The 22,983-nt window shown below is 73.3% G+C and carries 21 protein-coding genes; 6 read left to right on the top strand and 15 right to left on the bottom strand.

Annotated features, from left to right (window positions below; genetic code table 11):
• Nucleotides 1-12 precede the first annotated feature (12 nt).
• From GA0070603_RS27000 to GA0070603_RS26960, 9 genes are all read right to left on the bottom strand, one after another.
• On the bottom strand, nt 13-1,056 hold the full coding sequence (locus tag GA0070603_RS27000) for a substrate-binding domain-containing protein (RefSeq protein ID WP_091319389.1): 1,044 nt from the start codon (nt 1,054-1,056) through the stop codon (nt 13-15).
• 91 nt (nt 1,057-1,147) lie between these two features.
• The gene (locus GA0070603_RS26995; RefSeq protein ID WP_091319387.1) at nt 1,148-2,257 is read right to left on the bottom strand and encodes an ABC transporter permease; all 1,110 of its coding nucleotides are present in this window, start codon (nt 2,255-2,257) and stop codon (nt 1,148-1,150) included.
• A complete protein-coding gene (locus tag GA0070603_RS26990; RefSeq protein ID WP_425270478.1) occupies nt 2,254-3,816 on the bottom strand; it encodes a sugar ABC transporter ATP-binding protein in 1,563 nt (520 codons plus the stop codon). The genes GA0070603_RS26995 and GA0070603_RS26990 overlap by 4 nt, the downstream gene beginning before the upstream one ends.
• A gap of 20 nt (nt 3,817-3,836) precedes the next feature.
• Nucleotides 3,837-5,015: an ROK family transcriptional regulator gene (locus GA0070603_RS26985; RefSeq protein ID WP_091319383.1), complete on the bottom strand. Its 1,179-nt coding sequence runs from the start codon at nt 5,013-5,015 to the stop codon at nt 3,837-3,839.
• A 240-nt stretch (nt 5,016-5,255) separates the two neighbouring features.
• Complete coding sequence (locus tag GA0070603_RS26980; protein WP_091322328.1) at nt 5,256-6,272, bottom strand: YihY/virulence factor BrkB family protein; 1,017 nt, start codon at nt 6,270-6,272, stop codon at nt 5,256-5,258.
• 63 nt (nt 6,273-6,335) lie between these two features.
• The gene (locus GA0070603_RS26975) at nt 6,336-7,145 is read right to left on the bottom strand and encodes an ABC transporter permease (protein ID WP_091319381.1); all 810 of its coding nucleotides are present in this window, start codon (nt 7,143-7,145) and stop codon (nt 6,336-6,338) included.
• 11 nt (nt 7,146-7,156) lie between these two features.
• A complete protein-coding gene (locus GA0070603_RS26970) occupies nt 7,157-7,951 on the bottom strand; it encodes an ABC transporter permease (protein WP_425270477.1) in 795 nt (264 codons plus the stop codon).
• Nucleotides 7,952-8,080: 129 nt separating this feature from the next.
• Nucleotides 8,081-8,272: a DUF397 domain-containing protein gene (locus tag GA0070603_RS26965; RefSeq protein ID WP_091319376.1), complete on the bottom strand. Its 192-nt coding sequence runs from the start codon at nt 8,270-8,272 to the stop codon at nt 8,081-8,083.
• On the bottom strand, nt 8,263-9,051 hold the full coding sequence (locus GA0070603_RS26960) for a helix-turn-helix domain-containing protein (protein WP_091319374.1): 789 nt from the start codon (nt 9,049-9,051) through the stop codon (nt 8,263-8,265). The genes GA0070603_RS26965 and GA0070603_RS26960 overlap by 10 nt, the downstream gene beginning before the upstream one ends.
• 284 nt (nt 9,052-9,335) lie before the next feature.
• Here GA0070603_RS26960 and GA0070603_RS26955 point away from each other — a divergent pair, with 284 nt between their 5' ends.
• Complete coding sequence (locus GA0070603_RS26955) at nt 9,336-9,581, top strand: flavin reductase (RefSeq protein ID WP_091319372.1); 246 nt, start codon at nt 9,336-9,338, stop codon at nt 9,579-9,581.
• A gap of 349 nt (nt 9,582-9,930) precedes the next feature.
• Here the strand turns inward: GA0070603_RS26955 and GA0070603_RS26945 are convergent, their stop codons facing one another.
• Nucleotides 9,931-10,863: an ABC transporter ATP-binding protein gene (locus GA0070603_RS26945; RefSeq protein WP_091319370.1), complete on the bottom strand. Its 933-nt coding sequence runs from the start codon at nt 10,861-10,863 to the stop codon at nt 9,931-9,933.
• Between the two features lie 461 nt (nt 10,864-11,324).
• Here GA0070603_RS26945 and GA0070603_RS26940 point away from each other — a divergent pair, with 461 nt between their 5' ends.
• The 5 genes from GA0070603_RS26940 to GA0070603_RS26920 all read left to right on the top strand — a co-directional run bounded on the left by GA0070603_RS26940 (nt 11,325) and on the right by GA0070603_RS26920 (nt 18,317).
• Nucleotides 11,325-13,409 (top strand): TRAP transporter permease, encoded by a 2,085-nt coding sequence (locus GA0070603_RS26940; RefSeq protein WP_425270520.1) that lies wholly within the window; start codon nt 11,325-11,327, stop codon nt 13,407-13,409.
• The gene (locus tag GA0070603_RS26935; protein WP_091319369.1) at nt 13,406-14,425 is read left to right on the top strand and encodes a TAXI family TRAP transporter solute-binding subunit; all 1,020 of its coding nucleotides are present in this window, start codon (nt 13,406-13,408) and stop codon (nt 14,423-14,425) included. The genes GA0070603_RS26940 and GA0070603_RS26935 overlap by 4 nt, the downstream gene beginning before the upstream one ends.
• 63 nt (nt 14,426-14,488) lie before the next feature.
• Nucleotides 14,489-16,963 (top strand): sensor histidine kinase, encoded by a 2,475-nt coding sequence (locus GA0070603_RS26930; RefSeq protein ID WP_091319367.1) that lies wholly within the window; start codon nt 14,489-14,491, stop codon nt 16,961-16,963.
• Nucleotides 16,960-17,352, top strand: a complete 393-nt coding sequence (locus tag GA0070603_RS26925; protein ID WP_091319365.1) for a roadblock/LC7 domain-containing protein — start codon at nt 16,960-16,962, stop codon at nt 17,350-17,352. Before GA0070603_RS26930 ends, GA0070603_RS26925 begins: the two co-directional genes overlap by 4 nt.
• A complete protein-coding gene (locus GA0070603_RS26920) occupies nt 17,349-18,317 on the top strand; it encodes a TAXI family TRAP transporter solute-binding subunit (RefSeq protein WP_091319363.1) in 969 nt (322 codons plus the stop codon). The genes GA0070603_RS26925 and GA0070603_RS26920 overlap by 4 nt, the downstream gene beginning before the upstream one ends.
• 4 nt (nt 18,318-18,321) lie before the next feature.
• On the opposite strand, the gene GA0070603_RS26915 is transcribed toward GA0070603_RS26920, so the two are convergent.
• The 5 genes from GA0070603_RS26915 to GA0070603_RS26895 form a co-directional block, all read right to left on the bottom strand.
• A complete protein-coding gene (locus GA0070603_RS26915; RefSeq protein ID WP_091319361.1) occupies nt 18,322-18,858 on the bottom strand; it encodes a hypothetical protein in 537 nt (178 codons plus the stop codon).
• On the bottom strand, nt 18,859-20,751 hold the full coding sequence (gene dnaG / locus GA0070603_RS26910; protein ID WP_091319359.1) for a DNA primase: 1,893 nt from the start codon (nt 20,749-20,751) through the stop codon (nt 18,859-18,861).
• A gap of 69 nt (nt 20,752-20,820) precedes the next feature.
• Nucleotides 20,821-21,072 (bottom strand): helix-turn-helix transcriptional regulator, encoded by a 252-nt coding sequence (locus GA0070603_RS26905; RefSeq protein ID WP_091319357.1) that lies wholly within the window; start codon nt 21,070-21,072, stop codon nt 20,821-20,823.
• A 10-nt stretch (nt 21,073-21,082) separates the two neighbouring features.
• The gene (locus tag GA0070603_RS26900) at nt 21,083-21,934 is read right to left on the bottom strand and encodes an ABC transporter permease (protein WP_091319355.1); all 852 of its coding nucleotides are present in this window, start codon (nt 21,932-21,934) and stop codon (nt 21,083-21,085) included.
• Nucleotides 21,931-22,905, bottom strand: a complete 975-nt coding sequence (locus GA0070603_RS26895; protein ID WP_091319353.1) for an ABC transporter ATP-binding protein — start codon at nt 22,903-22,905, stop codon at nt 21,931-21,933. The genes GA0070603_RS26900 and GA0070603_RS26895 overlap by 4 nt, the downstream gene beginning before the upstream one ends.
• Between the last annotated feature and the right edge of the window lie 78 nt (nt 22,906-22,983).

Raw genomic sequence — 22,983 nt, 5'->3', positions numbered from 1 at the left:
TCCCCCCGTGTGTCAGAACCCGAGCTTCAGGTAGTTGCTCGCGTTCTCCTTGGTGATCGTCTCGGAGGCGAGGACGATCTCCTTCGGTACCTGGAGTTCGACCAGGTCGGACATGCCCTTGCCCTGGCCGATGAGGCGGGCCAGGGAGATGGCCGAGGAGGCCATCGACGGGCTGTAGGTGACGGTGGCCTTGAGCACCGTGTTGTCGGCCGCGATGTCCTCCATGGCCTTCTTCGAGCCGGCGCCGCCGACCATGAAGAACTCCTTGCGGTTGGCCTGGTTGACCGCGGCGAGGACGCCGATGCCCTGGTCGTCGTCGTGGTTCCAGAGCGCGTCGATCTTCGGCAGGGCCTGGAAGAGCCCGGTGGCGGCCTGCTGGCCCGAGTCGGCGGTGAACTCGGCCGGGCGGCGGTTGGCCACCTTGAGGCCGAGCGAGGCCAGCGTGTCGGCGAAGCCCTTGGAGCGTTCCTGGGTCAGCTCCAGCGAGTCGATGCCGGGGATCTCGCCGATGACCGGGTTGCTGACGCCCTTGGCCTTGAGCTGCTCGGCGATGTAGGTGGCGGCGGCCACCCCCATGCCGTAGTTGTCGCCCTTGATCTGGAGCCGGTAGGCCCGCGCGTCGGGGAACGCCCGGTCCAGGTTGACCACCGGGATGCCCGCCTTCATGGCCTCCAGGCCGAACGCGTTGAGCTCCTTGCCGTCGTGCGGCAGCAGCACGATCACGTCGGGCTTCTGGGAGATCAGGGTGGACAGCGCCGCACGCTGGGCCGCCGCGTCCGCGCCGGCCTCCACGCTCTTCAGCTCCACGTCCGAGTACGCCCCGGCCTGCGCCTTGGCGTTGTTGGTGATGGCGGCGATCCAGCCGTGGTCGGCGGCCGGGGCGGAGAAGCCGATTGTCACCTTCTTGCCCGGCTCGCTGTTGGCGCCGGTGGCCGCGGCCTTGGTCTGGGCCTGGGTGGGGGTCTGCTCGTTGCTGGTGCAGCCGGCGAGCAGCACGCCGGCGGAGAGCGCGGCCCCGCCGAAGAGCAGCCGGCGGCGTGACAGGTCACTTGTCATGACGGCCTCCTGAATGAGGTGGTGGGGTGTTTTCGGGTGCGGTGGGCCGGACCACCGTCGGTGCGACGGCGGTCTGGCGGACGCGGTGGGATCAGGTGGTGGTGGCGCGGTTGCGGGCGAGGAACTGGGAGAGGCTGCGGAACTGCACCTGCTGGACCAGGACGGCCGCGACGATGATGCCGCCCTTGACCATGTTCTGGGCCTCGGTGGAGAGGCCGTTGATGGCGAAGAGGTTCGTGATCGTCGAGAAGATGATCACGCCGAGCAGGGAGCCGATGATGGTGCCCCGCCCGCCGCTGAGCAGCGTGCCGCCGATGATCGCGGCGGCGATCGCGTCCAGCTCGTAGAGGTTGGCCATCGCCGCTTGGGCGGAGGTGGCCTGCGCGGTCAGCATGATCGCGGCGATGCCGCAGCAGAGGCCGGAGAGCGCGTAGAGCAGCACGGTGTGCCGGCGGACGTTGATGCCGGCGAGCCGGGCCGCCTCGGGGTTGCCGCCGACGGCCACCGTGCGGCGGCCGAAGGTGGTCCGGTTGAGCAGCACCCAGCCGGCCAGCACCACCGCGGCGAGGATGTAGACCAGCAGCGGGATGCCGAGCAGCTTCACGGTGGCGATGCCGTTGATGAAGCTGTCGTTGGAGACCTGGGTCTGCTTGTCGGAGATCTCGGCGGCCAGGCCGCGGGCGGCGACCATCATGGCCAGCGTGGCGATGAACGGCACCAGCCGCCCGTACGAGATGAGCAGCCCGTTCACCACGCCGACGGCCAGCCCCACGGTGAGCGCGCTGAAGATCATGCCGCCGGCGCCGTAGCTCTGGGTGGCGACAGTGGTGCACCAGACCCCGGCGAGCGCGACGATCGCGCCGACCGAGAGGTCGATGCCGCCGCCGATGATCACGAAGGTCATCCCGACCGTGACCACGCCGACCACCGAGGCGAGCTTGAGGATGGTGAGCGTGTTGCCCCACACCCAGCTGGCGTCGCCGTAGAGGTCGGGCCGGGTCAGGATGCCGATGACCACGAGCACCACCAGGGTGGCCAGCAGGCCGAGGTTGCGCTTGGCGCCCTCCCCGCCGTCGCCGCGCCACCAGGAGAGCCGGGCCGACGCGTCGGCCTTCGCGGTCTCGGCGGGGTCGACCGGCGGCGACTGGGCCGGCAGGTCGGCCGCCCGCTCCGGCGCCGCGGTGGGTGTCGTCTCGCTCATGCTGGCGCGCCTTCCATGAGGGACCCCGCCATGACGAGGTCGAGCACGGTGTTCTCGTCGAGTTCGCCGGCCGGGGCCTCGCGGACCACCCGGCCCTCCCGCATCACCAGCACCCGGTCGGCCAGGCCGAGCACCTCGGGCACCTCGCTGGAGACCAGCAGCACCCCGACGCCCCGCGCGGCGAGTTCCCGGATCACCTGGTACAGCTCGGCCCGGGCGCCCACGTCCACGCCCCGGGTCGGTTCGTCGAGCAGCAGCAGCCGGGTGTTCCCGAGCAGCCACCGGCCGACCACCACCTTCTGCTGGTTGCCGCCGGAGAGGGTGCGCACCGCACGGCGGACGTCCCGGGGACGCAGGTCCAGCGAGGCGGCGATCCGGTCCGCCGCGGCCCGTTCCCGCCCGGCGTCGGTGAAGCCGAGGCGGGCGTACCGGCCGAAGGTGGCAAGCGTGACGTTGCGGTAGATGGGTTCACCGAGCAGCAGCGCCTGGCTCTTGCGCTCCTCGGGGGCCATCCCCATGCCGGCCCGCACCGCCGCGCCGACGCTGCCCGGCCGCAGCGTCCGCCCACCCATCCGGACCGTGCCGGCCTGCGCCCGGCGGGCGCCGTAGATCGTCTCCAGCAGCTCCGAGCGGCCGGAGCCGACCAGGCCGGCGATGCCGACGATCTCCCCGGCGCGCACGCCGAGCGAGACGTCGGCGAACTCGCCGTGCCGGGTCAGCCCCTCCACCCGCAGCAGTTCCTGGCCGCTCGGGTCGTCGTCGGGGCGGTCCGGGAAGACGTACTCGATGGTCCGGCCGGTCATCCGGGCGACCAGGTCGCGGGTGGGCGTGTCGCGGGCCGGCAGGTTGGCCGCGGTGGTCCGGCCGTCCTTGAGTACGGTCACCCGGTCGCCGATCTCGCGGATCTCCTCCATCCGGTGGGAGATGTAGATGACCGCGATGCCCTGCGCGGTGAGTTCCCGGATGATCCGGAACAGGTTGCCCACCTCGTCGTGGGCGAGCACCGCGCTCGGTTCGTCCATGATGATGAGCCGGGCCTCGTGGGAGAGCGCCCGCGCCATGCTGACGATCTGCTTGCCGGCCGCCGGAAGGTGCCGGACCAGCCGCCCGGGCGGGATCTCCGGGTGGCCGAGCCGGGCCAGGATCTGCCGGGTCCTGCGGGCCATGTGCCCGCGCCGGACGAAGCCGAGACGGCGCGGCTCGTGGCCCAGGAAGGCGTTCTCCGCCACCGACAGGTCCTCGACCAGGTCGAGTTCCTGGTAGATGGTGGCGATCCCGGCCCGCATGGCCGCCTGCGGGTTGGCGAAGGCGGCGGGTTCGCCGCGCCACACCACCTCGCCGGAGTCCGGCCGGTGCACCCCGGCGAGCACCTTGATGAGGGTCGACTTGCCGGCGCCGTTCTGCCCGAGCAGGCAGTGCACCTCGCCGGCGCGCACCTCCAGCTGGACCCCGTCCAGCGCGCGTACGCCGGGGAAGGTCTTGACCACGTCGGTGAGGCGCAGCACCACCTCGCCCGCGACGGTGTCGGCGGGCGCCTCGACCAGCGGTTCGTTCGTCACCTCGACCTCCTCGCTGTCACTCATGCGGCTTCGCCGAAGGCGAGGTCGCTGGCCAGCACGGCGGCGCCGGCGACGCCGGCGCGCGGACCCAGCTCGGACAGGACGACCGGTAGGTTGCCGGTGGCCAGCGGCAGCGAGCGGCGGTAGACCACGCTGCGGATCTCGGCGAGCAGGATGTGGCCGAGCTGGGCCAGCCCGCCGCCGATCACGATCATCGACGGGTTGGTGAAGCTGACCAGGCCGGCCAGCACGCTGCCGACCCGCCGGCCGCCGTCGCGGATGAGCTGGATGCAGGTGACGTCCCCCTCGACCGCCCCCTGCGCCACGTCCAGCGCGGTCACCGCGCCCCGGGCGGCGAGCCGCTCGGCGAGCGCGGGCGACACCTCGGCGCGGGCCGCCGCGGTGGCCGCCCGGGCCAGCGCGGCCCCGCTGAACACCGCCTCCAGGCAGCCGAGGTTGCCGCAGGAGCACATCGGACCGTTCGGGTCGACCTGGATGTGGCCGATGTCGCCGGCGCACCCGTCGGTGCCCCGGTAGACCTCCCCGTTGAGGTAGATGCCGCAGCCGATGCCGGTGCCGATCTTGATGAACAGGAAGTCGTCCACCGAGTGGGCGACGCCGCCGTGCCGCTCGCCGATCGCCATGATGTTGACGTCGTTGTCGACCACCGCCGGGCAGCCGTGCTCCCGGGTGAGCAGCTCACGGACGGGGAAGCGGTCCCAGCCCGGCATGATCGGCGGGGAGACCGGCACGCCGTCCCGGAAGCTCACCGGGCCGGGGACGCCGATGCCGATGGCGTCGAGCCGCTCGTACGCGCCGTCCACCCTGGCCTTGTGCAGCAGCTCGTTGACCCGCTGGAGGGTCACCTTCGGGCCGGACCGGATGTCGGCGGGCTCGGTGTAGGCGGCCACCGGCTCCAGCCGGCCGTTCACCACCTCGACGTCGATCGAGCTGGCGCCCAGGTCGACGGCGGCGAAGCGCAGGTGCGGGCTCAGCTCGACAAGGGTGGAGCGGCGCCCGCCCCGGGAGGCGGCCAGACCGGCCTCGGCCACGTAACCGAGGTTGACCAGGCGTTCCAGCTCGGCGAGGAGGCGCGGGCGGGGCATCTGGAGCCGGTCGCCCAGCTCGGCCCGGGAGACCGCCCCCTCGTCCCGGAGCGTTCGCAGGAGCTGTACGTGCAGGGGGTCGACCGTCCGCACCGGGACTCACCTCCGCATCGGAGTCGTTCACATCGACGCAACGGCGACGTGTCGTGTCCGACACAGTAGGAGCCTTCCGGGGCACGTGTCCATAGCTTCGGCACATCCGGGCCAAACTTTTGTCCATCTGAGCAAAAGCGGGTACTGGATCATGGAAACTCCGCCGAGGTGAGCGGCCCGGAACACGCCGCCGCCCCCGGCGCGGGCGGCGCGCGGGGGCGGCGGGGGTGGAACGGTCGGTCAGCGGCGGGTGGCCGCGTTGCGCTTCTTCTTCAGCTTCCGGTCGTCGCGCAGCTCGACGTACGGCTCCTCGTCGGCCGGGTGCCCGGCCGCGATGGCGCGGCTGCGCTCCAGTTCGGCGTCGAACTCGGCGCCCAGCAGGATGGCGATGTTGCTGAGCCAGAGCCAGACCAGGAAGACGATCACACCGGCCAGCGCGCCGTAGGTCTTGTTGTACGAGGCGAAGTTGCCCACGTAGAGGGCGAACAGGCCGGAGATGACCAGCCAGATCACCACGGCCAGGATCCCGCCGGGGCTCACCCAGCGGAAGCCGCCGTGCCGGGCGTTCGGCGAGGCCCAGTAGAGGATCGCGAACATCAGGCTGACCAGCACCAGCAGCACCGGCCACTTGGCGATGTTCCACACCGTGACGGCGGTCGAGCCCAGCCCGATGGCGTTGCCCGCCTGCTCGGCGAGACCACCGGTGAAGACCACGATCACCGCGCTGATCAGCAGCATCACGCCGATCACCGCGGTCACGCCGAGCCGGATCGGCAGGGTCTTCCAGATCGGCCGGCCCTCCGGCACGTCGTAGATGCTGTTCGAGGCGCGCATGAAGGCGCCGATGTATCCGGACGCGGACCAGAACGCGGCCAGCAGACCGATGATCGCCGCGAGGCTGGCCAGGCCACCGGAGGCGCCGGCCTGGTCGATGGCGCTCTCGATGATCTTCTGGACGCTCTCCTCCGGCACCGCCTGGTCGACGGTGTCCTTGACTCCTTGGGTGGCGCGGTCACCCAGCAGGCCGAGCACGGAGATCAGCACCAGCATCCCCGGGAAGATCGACAGCACCCCGTAGTAGGTGAGCGCGGCCGCCCAGTCGGTCAGGCTGTCGTCCTGGAACTCGCGGACCGTGCGCTTGAGCGTCGCCACCCAACCCGTGCCCGGCAGGTCGGTGGGGCTGTCCGGCCCCTCGTCCGGGCCGACCGGCCCGGTCCGGTCGCGCCCGTGCCGGGCGGAAGACTCGTCGGTGGCCATCGCCCCTCCCTCGTCGTCGGTGTCGTCCCACGACATGCCCCGGCGGGAGGGCCGGTTAACCACCTACTTGTACAACAGCCTGCCCATCCGCCGGGAGGCGACCGCGAGCATCCCGACCGTCAACGCCACCAGGTAGGCCACGTCGAGCAGCCAGGACCAGCCGGACGCGCCCACGGAGATGCCCCGGATCAGGTGCACCGACCGGTAGAGCGGGGTCACCTCGACCACCCAGCGCAGCACCGCCGGGTAGGCCTCGGCCGGGACGAACGTGCCGGAGAAGAGGAAGAGGGTGAACTGGGCCGACCCCATGAGGTCGAAATCCTGCCAGCTGCGCATCAGCGTGGAGACGGTCATGCCGAGCGCGCCGAACGCGAAGCCGACCAGCACCGCCGCCGGGAACGCGGCGAGAGCCCGGCCCGCGCTGGTCAGGCCCATCGTCACCATGAGGACCAGGAACGCGGCCGAGTAGAGGGCGCCCCGGATCATCGCCCAGCCCAGCTCGCCGAGGGCGATCTCGAACGGCTGCACCGGGGTCGCGATGACCCCGTCGTACAGCTTCATGTACTTCATCTTCCCGAAGAAGTTGAAGGTGGTCTCGGCCAGCGCCCCGCTCATGGCCGACGACGCGAGCATGGCCGGGGCCACGAACGCCGCGTAGGAGACCACCTGACCGCCGGGCAGGGGCAGGTCGCCGACCAGCGCGCCCACCCCGACGCCGATCGAGAACAGGTAGAGCACCGGCTCCAGGAAGCCGGAGAGCAGCACCAGCCAGTAGGCGCTGCGCAGCGCCGTGAAGTTGCGCTCGGCCACCGAGGCCGAGCGGCGCGGCGCGCCCTCGAAGCTGACCAGCCGGGGCAGGACGAGATTGACCACGACACCCTCCCCTAGACGACGAGCTGACGGTGGAACACGCGGCGGGCCAGCCACCAGCCGGCGCCGGCCCAGACGGCGAGGTAGAGCAGGTGACCGGTGACCGACCACTCCGGAGCGACGCCCAGCGTGGCGGCCCGGCACAGGTCCACCCCGTGCCAGAGCGGGGTCGCGTAGGCGAACTGGCGCAGCCCGTCGGGCAGCGACCCGACCGGGAAGAACACCCCCGCGAAGAGGGTCATGGGGATCACCGCGAACCGGAACAGCAGGGCCAGGTAGCTGTCGCCCGGCACCGCCGCGGCGTACGCGAAGACCGGCGCGGCCACCGCCAGGCCCAGCAGCACGCTCACCGGCAGGACGGCCAGCGCCCAGGGCGAGCGCAACGCCCCGAACAGCGCCGTCACCAGCAGGAACGCCGCCGTGCTGGTGAGCACCCGGAACAGCACGAAGGCGAGGTGGCCGCCGAGGATGTCGCCGGTCCGCAGCGGCGCCGCGACCTGCGCGTGGTAGGTGCGGATCCACCGGAAGTTGCTGAGCACCGGCCAGGTCGACTCGGCGGTGGCCACCTGGAAGGCGGTGGAGGCGATGAGCCCGGGCACCAGCCAGTCCAGGTAGGTCACCCCGTCCACGCCCTGGTCCACGTACGCGCCGACCCCGACGCCGAAGCCGAGCACGGTGAGCACCGGCAGCAGGAAGGACGAGAAGACACCCGCCCGCCACGTCCGGCGGTAGCCGACCAGGTAATGGGAGAGCACCGCCAGCGCCGGCACGCGGGGCAGCCCCGGACCGGCCCGTTCCGCCACGGTCACCTGGACCACCCCCGTCCTCCGCGCATGTCGCCCTTCCTACCGCCCGGGTACGACAGCCCGCCGGTCACCCTACGGCGGGCGACGCACGGTGTCGCCGGGGTTTCCGTGCTCGTGGGCCGGGTCGGGCCGCTACGGCCGGCGGGCGACCCGCGTGAGGAACGCGCGCCACGCGTGCGGGGCGAACGCCAGCACCGGACCGGTTGGGTCCTTGGAATCGCGTACGGCGACCACGCCGGGAAGGTTCCCGGCCACCTCCACGCAGTTGCCGCCCTGGCCACTGCTTCGGGTGCTCTTGCGCCACCGGGCGCCGGTCAGGTCCATGTCTCCGCCACTTCCGCGATCAGGTCGAGGGATTGCTGGTGCGATAGTGCCTCGCCCCGGATCGACTCCCACACCTCGACCATCTGCTGCACGAAGTCGGTTCGGTCAACCACCTGTCCATGGCGTTGCCCCTCCAGGTAGACGACGTCCTCCCCGGCGGGCAAGGTGGCGATCACGAAGGGTCCAGCGAGCCCAGGGTACGCGCCGGCCGACATGGGCACGACGTGGATACGGACCCGGGCCAGCCCACAGCCCAGCTTCACCAGGTGCTGCAACTGCTCGCGCATCACCTCCGGCCCGCCGATGCGGCGGCGCAGCACATACTCGTCCACGACCACGCTGAGCAACGGCGGCCGGTCGCGCGTGAGTACCGCCTGCCGGTCCAACCGGGTCGTCACCTGCCGCTCGATCTCGTCCGCCGCGAACAGGCCGCCGCCGGCATGGATCGCCCGTGCGTAGCCCTCGGTCTGCAACAGGCCGGGCACACACAGCGGCTCGAACGTGCGCAGCGCACGAGCCTCCTGCTCGATGCCCGCCCAGTCGCGGAACCACGGCACCACGGTCTCCCGGCTGATCCGCCGCTGGATCCGCTCGAACCGCCCGTCCGTGCCGAACACCGTGTCGCAGCGGCGGGCGAAGTCGAGGCCCGGCCGGCGCTCGCACGTCTCCACCTTGGCCACCAGCGCGCCCGAGTAGCTCAGGGCCTCGGCAAGCGCGCTCTGGGACAGCCCACTTGTGGCCCGGGCGAGCCGTAGCTCCTCGGCGAAGTGGTCCAGCATGGACGAACGGTCCACGGACAGCCTCCGTACATCCTCGTACCGCTCCGGGCCGGCCGCCGTACGCCCTGGTCGTCGGCGCGCGGGATCTCCCACCGTAGTCGCCCGGTCACCAGACTGTCACGCAGCGGAACCGCTCACGGGCACCGGACGGCGGGCGGAACCAGGCCGGGGGCGCCCGCGCACGACGAGGTGGGCGGGCACCCCCTTCCCACGACGGAGGCTCCACTCATGCGACTCAGGTTCCCGCACCCCAGGGCGCGCGGCGGCGAGGAGGGCGTGCGCTGATGCCCCGCTACCGCCCGCACGTGGCGGCCCGACCGTCCTGGCGCTGCCGCGCCTGCGGGGCGCCGTGGCCGTGCTCACCGGCGCGGCTGGCGCTGCTCGGCGAGTATCGCGAGGACCGGATCGCGCTACTCGTCCACCTCGGCACGCTGCTGTGCGAGGCCACGGCGGACCTCGCCGACACGCACGGGCGGAACACGCCACAGCGCCTGACCGACCGCTTCGTCACCTGGGCCCGCGCACGCTGACGCCCTTCCACGACGCCGACCTCACCCCACTGGCGTTGATCAAGAAGTTTGCGTCGGGATTCGCGTGGAGTACGGCGCAAACCTCTTGATCGACCCGGGTGCCTCCAAGATCCGCGTCGCCCGGCGGACACGGCTCGGACGCGGGTCCGTGTCGGCCGGTGGCGGGACCGCGGCCGGGTCAGCCGGCCGGGGCGGGGTGGACGGGGAGCAGGTTGCGCTCCGCGAAGACCTTCCTGGCGACGAGTGTGGCGTTGACCGCCCGCGGCACCCGCAGTAGACCACCGCCTGGAGCAGCGCTTCGACGATCTCCGACGGCGTCAGGCCGGCGTTGAGGGCGCCGTTGACGTGCTCAGTCGATCAAGGTGCGGCCGGTGAGGTGGAGGAAGACATCCTCCAGGCTGCTGCGCCGGACCAGGACGCCGGCCGGGACGAGGCCGCGCGCGGTCACCTCGGCCACCGCGGCGTCGCCGTCGGCCACGTAGAGCAGGACCCGGTCCGGCAGCACCTCGACCCGCTCCCCCAGCCCGCCCAGCTTGCCGGCGAACGGCTCCTGGGACTCGGCGGCGAAGCGCAGCTCGACCACCTCGCGGGTGGAGTGCCGCTCGATCAGCGCCCGGGGCGAGCCCTCGGCGACGATCCGGCCGCCGTCCATCACCACGAGCCGGTCGCAGAGCTGCTCCGCCTCGTCCATGTAGTGCGTGGTGAGGACCAGCGTGACGCCCTGCTGCTTGAGCCGGAACAGCCGCTCCCACACCAGGTGCCGCGCCTGCGGGTCGAGGCCGGTGGTGGGCTCGTCGAGCAGCACGATCTCGGGGTTGTTGACCAGCGCGCGGGCGATGGTCAACCGCCGCTTCATCCCGCCGGAGAGCGGCTCCACCTTGCTCTCGGCCCGCTCGGTGAGCTGGACGAAGTCGAGCAGCTCGGCGGCCCGCTCGCGGGCCACCCGGCGCGGGATGCCGAAGTAGCGCGCGTAGGTGGTGAGGTTCTCCCGGACGGTCAGCTCCGGGTCAAGGCTGTCGAGCTGCGGGCACACGCCCAGCCGGGCCCGGATCGCCGGGCCGTCGCGGACCGGGTCCATGCCCAGGATGCGCAGCTCCCCGCCCGAGGGCGGCGAGATGCAGCCGATCATGCGCATGGTGGAGGACTTGCCGGCGCCGTTGGGGCCGAGGAACCCGAACGCCTCGCCGGGGCGCACCTCGACGTCGATGCCGTCGACGGCGGTGAAGTCGCCGAACCGCTTCACCAGCCCCCGTGCCTGGATGAGTGGTTGCGTGCTGGTCACGGGCCGACCCTAACCGCCCGGTCCGACAGACTCGACCGGTTAACGCGGAGGCGCAGTCAGGCAGGCACGCAGAGTGACACCGGCTACGGAAGGTGATCAATTGAGGAGCGCCCGCCGGTGGCCGAGGAACCGGACCTAACTCACCATAGTGGACGGATGCCGGCCGGGCGCGAGCGAATGCCGGAAAATTGTTACCGCTTTTCGCGCAACAATTGTGAGGACAGCTCGGAATCAGCGTGCGGTGAGTGATTGACCGTTCATTCCGGTCACTCAATGCAATCATGCCGGGCAATGTTCCCATGATGTAGACGATTCGCGTATCGTGCCCCATCGTGCCGCCCGTTCGCCCCTCCGACGCGACTCCCCCGCCGCCCCGCTCCGCCGCGGCGCGAACCACGGCGTCCGATCTGGACACCGCTGCGGTGCCGCTCGCGCCCGACGAGGGCGCCACCGCCGACCCGGTGTGGGCCGACGACGGACCGGTGGGAGCGCACCACGACACGCGGGAACTGGCGGCCCGTTTCGAGGACGAGAAACCGGGCCGGGTGCTGTCCGGACCGGTCGGGCTGCTGTTCACCGGCGGCACGGTCACGGTCGCCCTGCTCGCCCTTTGGCAGGTGTTCTTCCCGCTTCCGCAGGGCAGCAAGTACTACCTCATCTTTTTCCTCGCCGGCGTGCTGCCGATGGTTTTCCTGGCGTACCCCTCAGGGGTGCGGCTGCGCCGGCGGCCCGCGGACGACGGGCCGGCGGAGCGGGATGGCCCCAGCCCGGTCGACTGGCTGCTCGCCCTCACCGCGCTGCTGGCCTGCCTCTACCCCGTGCTGCCGGTGACCGTCGGCACGGGCGGCGGCGGCTACGACGCGTTCCTCGACCGGCAGGGCCTGCTGGAGCCGCTGGACGTGGCGCTGGGCACCGTGCTGCTGCTCCTGCTGCTGGAGGCGTGCCGGCGCACCACGGGTTGGATCCTCCCCGCCGTCTGCCTGCTGTTCCTGGCCTACGGCTACTACGGCGGGCTGCTGCCGCAGTCCTGGCCGGTGGCCCACGCCGGGCTCGACTTCGCGCAACTGGTCGACGCCTTCTACAACTCCGACAGCGGCTTCTACGGCACCCCGCTGGACGTGGCCGCCTCGTACATCGTGCTGTTCACCATCTACGGCGCGGTGCTGGACCTCTCCGGCGCGGGCCGGTTCTTCGTCGAACTCTCCGCCGCCGCCTTCCGCCGCTCCCGCACCGCCGCCGGGCGGACGGCCGTCGCCTCCGGCTTCCTGCTCGGCACGGTCTCCGGCTCGGGCGCGGCCACCACGGTCAGCATCGGGGCGGTGACCTGGCCGATCCTGCGCCGCGCCGGCTACCCGGCCGAGCGGGCCGGCGGCATGCTGGCCGCCGCGGGCGTCGGCGCGATCCTCTCCCCGCCGACGCTGGGCGCCGCGGCCTTCATCATCGCCGAGTACCTGGGTGTGTCGTACCTCCAGGTGCTCGGCTGGGCGACAGTGCCGACGGTCCTCTACTACCTGGGCATCCTGCTCTCCGTCGAGATCGACGCCCGGCGGTCCGGGGTCCGCCCGGTGGTCATCGACACCGGCTCGGCCGGGCGCCTGCTGCTCCGCTTCGGCTACCACTTCCTGTCGCTCATCGTGATCATCGTGGTGCTGGCCATGGGTCTCTCGGCCACCCGGGCCGTGGTCATCGCCACCGTGCTGGCCGCCGCGCTGTCCTTCCTGGACCGCCGGCACCGGCTCACCCCCGCCCGGCTCGTCGAGGCGCTCAGCGGTGGCGTACGCGGGGTCCTCGCGGTGAGCGCGGTCTGCGCCGCGGCCGGCATCATCACGGCCACCACCACCAAGACCGGCCTCGGCCCGCAGGCCGCCGCGCTGCTGGTCGGCGGGGCGCAGGCGGTCAGCTCCGAGCCGGCCGTGGTGCTCGCCCTCACCGCGCTGCTCGCGGCCGTCGCGCTCAGCCTGCTCGGGCTGGCCGTGCCGGTGACCGCGTCCTTCGTGATCGGCTGGGTGATCATCGGCCCGGCGCTGCTGCACCTCGGCGTCGCCGCCCCCGCCGCGGCCATGTTCGTCTTCTACTTCGCGGTGCTGTCCGAGGTCTCCCCGCCGACCGCCCTCGCCGCGGTGGCCGCCGCCGCGGTCACCGGCGGCCGGCTGGTGCCGACCATGTGGCAGACCCTCCGGTACGCGCTGCCCGCGTACCTCATCCCGATCGCCTTCGTGATCACGCCGACCGGCCTCGGCCTGCTCGGCATCGGCGGGGCGGGCCGCATCGCGGTGGCCGGCGTGGTCTCCGCGCTCGGTGTCACGGTGCTGGCAGTGGCGGCCGGCGGCTGGCTGCCCGGCGTCGGGCCCGCCGGCACGCCGGAGCGGATCCTCGGCGCGGTCGCCGGGCTGGTGCTGCTCTGGCTCGAACCCCTGCCCGTCGCGGTCGGCGCGGTGCTCGCCGCGCTGGCCGTCGCGGGCGTGCTCGTCCGACGTGGATCCGCCGGCCGCGCCGGCGGCCCGTCGGTAGCTGAATTGGTGGACCACCGGGAGGAGAGAGAGTGAGACGGATCGACGTGCGGATCGCCGCGGGCGTCGGGGCGCTGGCCCTGGTCGCGGCCGGCGCCGCCGGATGCGGGGGCCGTCAGGACGGCGCGGCGAAGGACGACGCCGCCCGTGAGGTCACCTGCAAGGTCACCAAGGACACCCGGGTCGGCATCGCCACCGGCAACGCCACAGGGGTCTACTACGTGGTCGGCAACGCGCTGGCCGGCCAGCTCTCCGCGACCACCGGGGGCAAGCTCACCGGCACGGCCGCCGAGACCGGCGCCTCGGTGCAGAACGTCGAGCAACTCGTGGCCGGCCAGTACGACGTGGCGTTCTCCCTCTTCGACACGGCCGTCAACGCCGTGCAGGGCAAGGGCAGCTTCAGCTCGCCGCAGCCGGTCAAGGCGCTGGCCCGCATCTACGACAACTACACCCAGGTGGTCGTCCGGGCCGACTCGGGGATCACCTCGGTCGCCGGGATGAAGGGCAGGAAGATCTCCACGGGGTCGCCCAAGTCCGGCACCGAGGTCATCGCCAACCGGCTGCTCACCGCCGCCGGGCTGGACCCGGCCAAGGACATCCAGGCGCAGCGGCTCGACCTGACCAAGACCGTCGACGGCATGAAGGACGGCAGCATCGACGGCTTCTTCTGGTCCGGCGGCGTGCCCACCGGCGGGGTGACCGACCTGTTCACCACGACCGGCGACAAGGTGAGGTTCCTCGACATCACCCCGCTGCTGCCGAAGATGGCCGAGCTGAACCCGGCGTACCAGGCCGGCACCATCGGAAAGGACATCTACCGGACGCCCGCCGACGTGCCCACCATCGTGGTGCCGAACGTGCTGCTGGTCCGGGACAACCTCGACGCCGACGTGGCCTGCGTGATCACGAAGACGGTCTTCGAGAAGAAGGACACGCTCGCCCAGGCCAACCCGGCCGCCAAGGGCATCGACCTGGCCAACGCCCGCAAGACCGACCCCGTCGGGCTGCACCGCGGGGCGGACCGGGCGCTCAAGGACCTCGGCGCGAGCTGACCCGACGAGCCGGGCCCGGAACGAGCGTCCGGGCCCGGCCCCGACATCGACCGGGAGACCCCCGTGCCGCTGCCCCACCCCGCCCGCGTACGCCGGCACCACCGGCCCGCGGACCGCACCGGGCATCTCCGCTCGGTGCGGGTGCAACTGCTCGCACCCATCCTGGTGGCCACGGTCGGCCTGGTGGTGCTCGGCGCCGCCCAGACCGACGCGGCGCTCGACGCCTCCGCCGACGCCGACCGGGCCCGCGTGCTCGCCGGCACCGCCACCGCCACCGTGCGGCTGGTGCACGAGCTGGAACGGGAACTCGGCGAGACGGCGGCGCTGCGCCAGCGCGGCGGCACCGCCGGCCGGCCGCTCGTCGACGCGCAGCGGCGCCGGGTGGACGGGGCCGTCGCCCGCTACCGCACCGCCAGCGGCGACGCCCGGCGGGCCGCCCCGGACCTGAACCCGGTGCTCAACGACGCCGACGGCCGGCTGGGCCAGCTCGCGCCCACCCGGGACCTGGCGCTCGGCGGGGACAGCGGCGACCCGGCGTACGCGACGCTCGTCGAGTCGCTCCTCGCCGTCGCCGACGCGCTGCCCGCCCAACTGCGCGACGCCGACCTGGCCAACGAGGCACGGGAGGTGGCCGCGGTGGCCGCCCAGGAGCACCTGTCGGCGCTGGAACGCGACCTGCTGCGCGGGGTGTTCGTCCGCGGCGCGCTGGTCCGGGGCGAGCTGGCCCGGCTGGGCCGGCTCCGGGGCGCCCGCGAGCAGCGCCAGGCCGAGTTCCTCCGGATCGCCGCCGGCCCGGCCAGCTCCGCCTGGTACCGGCTGGTCGACGGCGCCGACGTGGAGGCGTCGCGGCGGATGCGCGACGCCGTGCTGGACACCGACGGAGCCCCGGAGTCGCTGAAGACCGACGGCGACGCCTGGTACGTGGCCCAGAGCGGCGCCATCCGCCGCTACAACCTGCTCGGCCGGGAACTCTCCGACGGCCTGGACCGGGACGCCGCCGCGCTGGCCCGGATCGCCCGGCAGCGGGCCCTGCTCACGGCCGGCGCGACAAGCACCGTGGCGCTCGGCTCCCTGCTCACCGCCGTGCTGCTGGCGGTCCGCACCAGCCGGCGGCTGCGCCGGCTGCGGGTCGCGGCGCTCACCATGGCGAACCGGGAGCTGCCGGAGCGGATCACCGCGATCGCCGCGGGCGAGGGCGCGCCGGTCGAGGGCACGGCCACCCGGCTGACCGACGGGATCCGCCGGGACCGGGACGAGGTGGCCCAGGTGGCCGAGGCGTTCGACACGGTCAACAAGGCCGCGCTGCGGCTCGCCGGCGAGCAGGCCGAGCTGCGGCTGGACGTGACCCGGATGGCCGAGGCCCTCGCCCGGCGCATCCGCACGCTGATCACCCGCCAGCTCCGCCTGCTCGACGAGTTCGAACGCGAGGAGACCGACCCGGACGCGCTGGCCCGGCTCTTCGCCCTGGACCACCTCGCCGCCCGGCTGCGCCGCAACGGCGAGAACCTGCTGGTCCTCGCCGGTGGCGAGCCCGGCCGCGGGCACGAGGGCGCGCTGCTCCTCGACGACGTGGTCCGGGCGGCCGCCTCCGAGATCGAGGACTACCCGCGGGTGGAGATCGACGTGCCGACCGCCGCCGTGCACGGCGCGGCGACCGGCAACCTGGTGCACCTGCTGGCCGAACTGCTGGAGAACGCCACCGTCTACTCGCCACCGGACGCCCGGGTGCTGGTCGACGGGCGGCGCACCGTCGACGGGCTCACCCTGCGGGTGCACGACCAGGGCATCGGCATCAGCGAGACCCGGCTGGCCACCATCAACGAGCGGCTCGCCGCGCCGGCCACCCTGTCCAGCGCCGCGGCCGGCAGCATGGGCCTGCACGTGGTGGCGCACCTGGCCGCCCGCCACGGGATCCGGGTGCAGCTGCACCACACCGGCAGCGGCACTGTCGCCCAGGTGGAGGTGCCCGAGGCGGTCCTGACCCGGGTCGAGTCGGTGACCCGGCGGCCGGCCGCCGAGGCCCGCCCGGCAGCCGGCCGCGGCGCCCCCTGGTTCCGGCCCAGAGCCACCGGCCCGGCGACACGGCGGCCGGCCACCGGCGCCCGGCACCTGGTCACCACCGCCCCCGAGCCGGCCGCCCTGGGGTTCCGGCCAACGCCCGGCCCGCAGCGCGGGACGGCTGTCGAGGCCGGCGACCCGGCGCCCGCCGGGCCCGTGGCCGGCGGACCGCCGCCCGCCGCCGTCCGGGGCGTCGCCGCCGTACGCCCGCCCGGCGCCGCCCTGCTGGCGCCGAGCGCCGCCCGGATCCGGCCGGCCGGCGCCCCGCCCGCGGCGCCGCAGACCACCGGCGCCGGGCTGCCGCGCCGCACCCGCGGCGGGCAGCTTCCCGCGCCGCTGCCCACCACCGCCCCGCCACGGCCCGCGGACGACCTGCTCGACCCCGAGGTGGTACGCGCCCGCCTGTCTGCCCTCGCCGAGGGGGTGGCCAGCGCGATGCGCCGTGCCCCGAACACCACACCCACCGGGAGAAATCCATGACCCCACCCGTGACCGCCGGACTCGACTGGCTGCTGGCGAACTTCGCCGAGCAGGTGCCGGACGTGTCGCACGCCCTCGCGGTGTCCGAGGACGGCCTGCGGCTCGCCGCGTCCCCCGACCTCGCACCCGACCAGGTCGACCAGCTCGCCGCGGTGATCAGCGGGCTGGCCAGCCTGACCGTCGGCGCGGCCCGGCTGATGTCCGCCGGCCGGGTACGCCAGCAGATCGTCGACATGGACGGCGGGGTCATGCTGGTGATGGCGGTCGGCGAGCGGGCGCTGCTCGGGGTGCTCGCCGCGCCCGGCTGCGACCTGGGCCAGATCGGCTACGAGACGGCGACGCTGGTGCAGCGGGTGGCGGAGGCGCTGGAACCGGCGGCCCGCCGGTGACCCGCCGCCCGCTGCGGCTGGTCGCCGCGCTCCTGCTGGCCGCCCTGCTGGCGGGCTGCGGCGGGGCCGACACCGGGCCGCGCGCCTGGCACGACGGGCGGATCTTCCTGGCCACCGGCAACACCACAGGCGTCTACTACCAGCTCGGCGGCGGCTACGCCGACCTCATCAGCCGGCACCTGCCCGGCTACGAGGCGCGGGCCGAGCCGACCGGCGCCTCGGTGGAGAACATCACCCGGCTGGCCGGCGGCGACATGGAGATCGCCTTCAGCCTCGCCGACACGGCCGCGGACGCGGTCAGCGGCCGGGGCGCGTTCGACGGCCAGCCGCAGCCGGTACGCGCACTGGCCCGGGTCTACAGCAACTACACCCACGTCATCGTCCGGGCCGGCGCAAAGATCGACAGCTTCGCCGATCTCCGCGGCAAGCGGATCTCCACCGGCTCGCCCCGGTCCGGCACGGACATCATCGCCGGGCGGCTGCTCACCGCCGGCGGGATCGACCCGGACAAGGACATCCAGCGGCTCAACCTGTCGCTGCCGGAGACCGTGCAGCGGATGCGGGCGGCCACCCTGGACGGGATGTTCTTCTCCGGCGGCCTGCCCACCCCGGGCATCAAGGACCTGCTCTCCAGCGCGCCCGGGGCGTTCCGGCTGCTCCCGCTCACCGAGCTGGCCGAGCCGCTGGCCGCCCGCTACGGCTCGGTCTACACGACGGCCGTGCTGCCCAAGGAGGTCTACGGCACCCCGGCGCCCACCCCGACCATCACGGTGGCGAACGTGATCCTGGTGGCCGCCGACATGCCGGACCAGCTCGCGTACGACCTGACCCGGGTGCTCTTCACCTGGCAGGGCGAGCTGATCAAGGTGCACCCGGAGGCGGCGAACTTCACCCGGGAGAGCGCCGCCGCCAGCCAGCCGATCCCGCTGCACCCGGGCGCCGTGCGCTACTACCGCAACGGCTGACGGCCTAGAGGTCCGCGGGGGCGGTGGCGGCCCGGGCGGCGGCGACGAGCCGGTCCGTCTCGGCGGTCACCGCCTCGTCGTCGGTGGGGGTGCCCGGGTCGTACCGCACCGTCCACGTCAGCCCGTCCGCGCCGGGCACCCGGCGGGCGACGATCCGGCCGGCGCCGCCGGGCACCGGGTGGTGCGCCGTGTACGCGACCGAGCGGGTGACCCGGGCCCGCACCTGGTGCGGCAGCTCCCCCGGGTCGAGCAGCAGGTAGGTCTCGGCCGGACAGTCGGCGACCACCAGGTAGCCGTCGCGTTCGGCGACCCGGTCGGCGGGGGTGACGGTCAGCTCGCGGCCGGACCACACCGCCTTGAGGACGTCGTGCCAGCCGATCCGCTCGCCCCGCCCGGGCAGCCAGAGCCCCAGGTTGCTGGCCACCACCACGCCGTCGCCCTCGCCGTTGCCGACGGCGGCCCAGGCGAGCACCCGCTCGTCGGCGCGCAGCGGCGGCCGGTCGGCCGGCGGCAGCTTCGGCTTGCGGCTGAACAGTCCCATCTACAGCCCTCCGGCGGCCTGCTCGCGCAACGCCCGCGCGTGCTGCTCCAGCGAGAGCAGTTCCCCGAAGAGGGCGAAGTACTCGTCCTTGTTGCTCACCGGGTTGATCCGCTGGATCTTCGACTTGAGGTCCTTGATCCGCCCGGTCACCGAACCCCACTGGAGGCGGGCCATGGTGACCGACACGTACCGGGGGTCGGGCTCGCCGTCGATGCGCAGCGGCTCCACTGCCAACTCGCCGACGAGCGCCTGGCCGGCCAGGTCGTCGCAGGCGTCGCGGACCTGCTCGATCCAGACCGCGCCGCCGGTGGCCGCCGCCGCCCCGCCGGCCGCCGCGATGGCCGCGCGGACCGCCACGTGCACGGGGTGCCGGTATTCGGCCGCCTCGACCGCGTCGAACATCGGGCCGGCCAGCACCGGCTCCTGGAGGGCGAGCTTCAGCGCCTCGCGCTCGACCATCGCGCGTGGACTGTCCACGCTGGGCGTGGCCGGAGCGGGCCGGGCCGGCGCGGCGGGCGCCCCGGCCGGCTGACCGTTGGCCGCGGCGAGCACCGCGCGCTGCACCGGCTCGATCTCCATGCCGAGGTCGCCGGCCAGCTTGCGGACGTACTCGGGGCGCTTCTCCCGGTCCTTGATCTTGGCGACGAGCGGGGCGGCCCGGCGCATCGCCTCCACCCGGCCGTCGACGGTGTCCAGGTCGTACCGGTTGATCACGTGGCGGAGCGCGAAGTCGACGAGCGGCTCTCGGCGGGCGACCAGGTCGCGGACCGCCAGGTCGCCCTTGGCCAGGCGCAGCTCGCACGGATCCATGTTGTCGGGGCTGACCGCGATGAACGTGCGCCCGACGAAGCGCTGGTCGTCCTCGAACGCGCGCAGGGCCGCCTTCTGGCCGGCGGCGTCGCCGTCGAAGGTGAAGATGATCTCGCCGGCTCGTTCGTCGCTGTCGAAGAGCACCCGGCGCAGCACCGAGATGTGGTCGGCGCCGAACGCGGTGCCGCAGGTCGCCACCGCCGTGGGGACGTCCGCCAGGTGGCAGGCCATCACGTCGGTGTAGCCCTCGACCACCACCACCTTGCCCTGCTTGGCGATCTCGCGCTTGGCCTGGTCGATGCCGTAGAGGACGTGCGACTTCTTGTAGATCGGCGTCTCGGGGGTGTTCAGGTATTTCGGGCCGTCGTCGTCGTCGAAGAGCTTCCGCGCGCCGAAGCCGATCACGTCGCCGGTGATCTCGCGGATCGGCCACATCAGCCGGCGCCGGAACCGGTCGATCAGGCTGCCCGACCGGGACGGGCGGGACAGCCCCGCCGTGACCAGCTCGTCGTGGGTGAAACCCTGCTGGCGGAGGTGCTTGGTGAGCAGGTCCCAGGCGTCGGGGGCGAAGCCGCAGCCGTAGCGCTCGGCGGCGGCCCGGTCGAAGCCCCGCTCGGCGAGGAACTCCCGGGCCTTGCGGGCGCCGGCGGTGCTGAGCTGCGCCTGGTAGAAGTCGACAGCGGCGACGTGCGCGGCCACCAGGCGCTGCCGCTGCCCCTGCTGCGGGCGGGGGCGCGGGGCCGAGCGGTCGTCCTCGACGTAGCGCAGCTGGATGCCGGCGCGGGCGGCGAGCCGCTCGACGGACTCGACGAAGCTCAGGTGCTCGGCGTCCATGAGGAACTTGATCGCGTCGCCGCCCGCCCCGCAGCCGAAGCAGTACCAGACGTTGCGGGCCGGCGAGACGTTGAACGAGGGGCTCTTCTCGTCGTGGAACGGGCAGAGGCCCTTGAGGTTGCCGCCGCCGGCCGACTTGAGCGTCACCGTGTCCGAGATGACCTCGGCGATGGAGGTGCGCTCGCGGACCAGCGCGATGTCCTCGTCCCGGATCCGCCCCGCCATCTCCGCCACCTCCTCGGCGTACATCCTGCCCTGCCGGACCGACGATCCGGCGGTCGGGGGGACGGGCGTGTGGCGGACGCCGCCCGCCCCCGGTCACGCCGAGCGGCCGGCCCCGGTGGTGGCGTCCCCGATCCGGGGGAACGGCTCGATGGAGAAGACCACCTCGACCGGCACCTCGAAGTACGCGGCGATCCGCAGCGCCAGGTGCAGGCTGGGCCGGAACTCGCCCCGTTCCAGGTAGCCGACCGTCTGGTAGTGCACGCCCAGCGCGTCGGCGAGCTGCCGCCGGGAGATCCCCCGTTCGGCGCGCAGCACCGCGATCCGGTTGTGCACGGTCTCGCTCATCGGCGCCCTCTCATCCGACCCGCTGCATGGCCCGTTCCCGCCGGGCCGCCACCCGCGAGCCGGACTCCCGCCGGGCCATCCGGCGCAGCACCACCGGGGCCAGCACCAGCCCGAGCACCGCCCACGCCCCGAGCACGCCGAGGGTCTCCAGGTGGCGCCAGGAGCCGCCGAGCTCGACCGCCGCCAGGTCGGCCGGGAGCAGCGCCGAGCGCATGCCCAACCCTAGCCAGTAGACCGGGAAGACCTGGGCGACGCCCTGGAGCCAGCCGGGCAGGCCGTTGATCGGGTAGAAGATGCCGGAGAGCGCGATGAGGCCGAAGATCGGCAGCACCACGAGGCCCATGTTCCGGGGATTCTCGATCAGCGAGCCGACCACGGCGCCCAGCGGGAGCGTCGCCACCAGCCCGAGCGGCACCACCCAGGCCAGGGTGAGCCAGGCGCCGGGGTCGCCGAGCCGGATCCCGTCGAGGAAGAACAGGCCCGGCGTGAGCTGGAGCACCACTCCGATCAGCGACACCGCCGAGATCAGCACGATCTTGCCGATGAGGTAGCCGAGCATCCCGTTGGGCGTCGCCTTGGCCCGCAGCAGGGTGCCGTCCTCCCGGTCGACGATGAGCTGCTGGGAGAGGCCGAGCAGCCCGCCGAAGATCAGGCCCATGCCGATGGTGCTGGGCAGCGCCCGGGCGCCGAGGGAGAAGTCGGTGCCGGGCACCGTGGAGCCGCGCATGAAGAACATGGCGACCAGCAGGACCGCGGTCGGGAAGAAGTAGTTCCAGAGGTCCTGCGCGTTGGTGAAGGTGTTGCGCAGCTCGATCACGCCGCGCCGGACGCCGGCCCGGACGGCCGTCACTGTCGGGTTCATCGCTCGCTCCCCTGCTGCCAGACCCGGGCGGCCCGGCCGGCCCGCTGCCCGGACTCCTCCTCGTGGACCAGCGTGATGTAGGCGTCCTCCAGGCTGGCCCGGCGGACCTCCAGCTCCTGCACCCGGTCGCCGTGCTCGCGGAGCAGGTCGCGCAGGAAGCCGGTCGCGTCGGCCGTGGCGTGCACGAAGCGCTCGCCGTCGCGGGTCCAGCGGATCTCCGCGTCGCCGGCGACGCGGCGGGACAGCTCGTCGGGCGACCCGTCGGCGATGATCCGGCCGCCGGCCAGGATGAGGATTCGGTCGGCCAGCTTCTCCGCCTCGTCCAGGTCGTGCGTGGTGAGCAGGATGGTGGTCTCGTCCAGGTCGGCCAGGCGGTGCACCAGCTCGTGGAACTCGCGCCGGGCGGCCGGGTCGAAGCCGACCGTCGGCTCGTCCAGGAAGAGCAGCTCCGGGCGGCCCACGATGCCGACGGCCACGTCGAGCCGGCGGCGCTGGCCGCCGGAGAGCTGGTGCACCCGCTTGCCGGCGTGCGCGGTGAGGCCCACCGTCTCCAGCAGGTCGCCGGTCGGCCAGGGCCGGGGAATCCGGTCTGTGGCGTACGGCGCGTAGAAGTCGCCGAGGTGGGCCAGCAGGTCCCGGACCCGCCACTTGCCGTGGTCGCGCCAGGACTGGAGCACCACGCCGATCCGGGCGCGCCAGCGCTCGTCGCCCCGGCCCGGGTCGACGCCGAGAACCCGGACCGACCCGGCCGAGCGCAGCCGGAAGCCCTCCAGGATCTCGATGGTGGTGGTCTTGCCGGCGCCGTTGGGGCCGAGCAGGGCGAGCACCTCGCCGCGCCGGGCGGTGAGGTCGACCCCGTGCAGCACGTCGACGGTGCCGTACCGCATGCGCAGGTCGCGTACGTCGAGGACCAGGTCCTCGTCGGGTGGGTGGGGAGCCGTGGCGGCGCCCGGCAGTTCGACCGCAGTCATACCCCGGAATGTAGCACCTCTACTACAAACTGAGGTACACCCGCGTCGTCGGGTGTATGGCGGCCGCAAACGGGGACA

Origin of the sequence: Micromonospora chersina (genome assembly GCF_900091475.1) — a bacterium.
Taxonomy (GTDB): domain Bacteria; phylum Actinomycetota; class Actinomycetes; order Mycobacteriales; family Micromonosporaceae; genus Micromonospora; species Micromonospora chersina.
This window is presented reverse-complemented; position numbering and strand designations above follow the sequence as displayed.

Excerpts from the sequence above, each read along its gene's own strand:
- GA0070603_RS26955 (WP_091319372.1), top strand. The coding sequence starts at position 9,336 with ATGCCCCGCTACCGCCCGCACGTGGCGGCCCGACCGTCCTGGCGCTGC.
- GA0070603_RS26915 (WP_091319361.1), bottom strand. The coding sequence starts at position 18,858 with ATGGGACTGTTCAGCCGCAAGCCGAAGCTGCCGCCGGCCGACCGGCCG.
- GA0070603_RS26960 (WP_091319374.1), bottom strand. The coding sequence starts at position 9,051 with ATGCTGGACCACTTCGCCGAGGAGCTACGGCTCGCCCGGGCCACAAGT.
- GA0070603_RS26925 (WP_091319365.1), top strand. The coding sequence starts at position 16,960 with ATGACCCCACCCGTGACCGCCGGACTCGACTGGCTGCTGGCGAACTTC.
- GA0070603_RS26965 (WP_091319376.1), bottom strand. The coding sequence starts at position 8,272 with ATGGACCTGACCGGCGCCCGGTGGCGCAAGAGCACCCGAAGCAGTGGC.
- GA0070603_RS26980 (WP_091322328.1), bottom strand. The coding sequence starts at position 6,272 with ATGGCCACCGACGAGTCTTCCGCCCGGCACGGGCGCGACCGGACCGGG.
- GA0070603_RS27000 (WP_091319389.1), bottom strand. The coding sequence starts at position 1,056 with ATGACAAGTGACCTGTCACGCCGCCGGCTGCTCTTCGGCGGGGCCGCG.
- GA0070603_RS26895 (WP_091319353.1), bottom strand. The coding sequence starts at position 22,905 with ATGACTGCGGTCGAACTGCCGGGCGCCGCCACGGCTCCCCACCCACCC.
- GA0070603_RS26900 (WP_091319355.1), bottom strand. The coding sequence starts at position 21,934 with ATGAACCCGACAGTGACGGCCGTCCGGGCCGGCGTCCGGCGCGGCGTG.
- dnaG (WP_091319359.1), bottom strand. The coding sequence starts at position 20,751 with ATGTACGCCGAGGAGGTGGCGGAGATGGCGGGGCGGATCCGGGACGAG.
- GA0070603_RS26995 (WP_091319387.1), bottom strand. The coding sequence starts at position 2,257 with ATGAGCGAGACGACACCCACCGCGGCGCCGGAGCGGGCGGCCGACCTG.
- GA0070603_RS26905 (WP_091319357.1), bottom strand. The coding sequence starts at position 21,072 with ATGAGCGAGACCGTGCACAACCGGATCGCGGTGCTGCGCGCCGAACGG.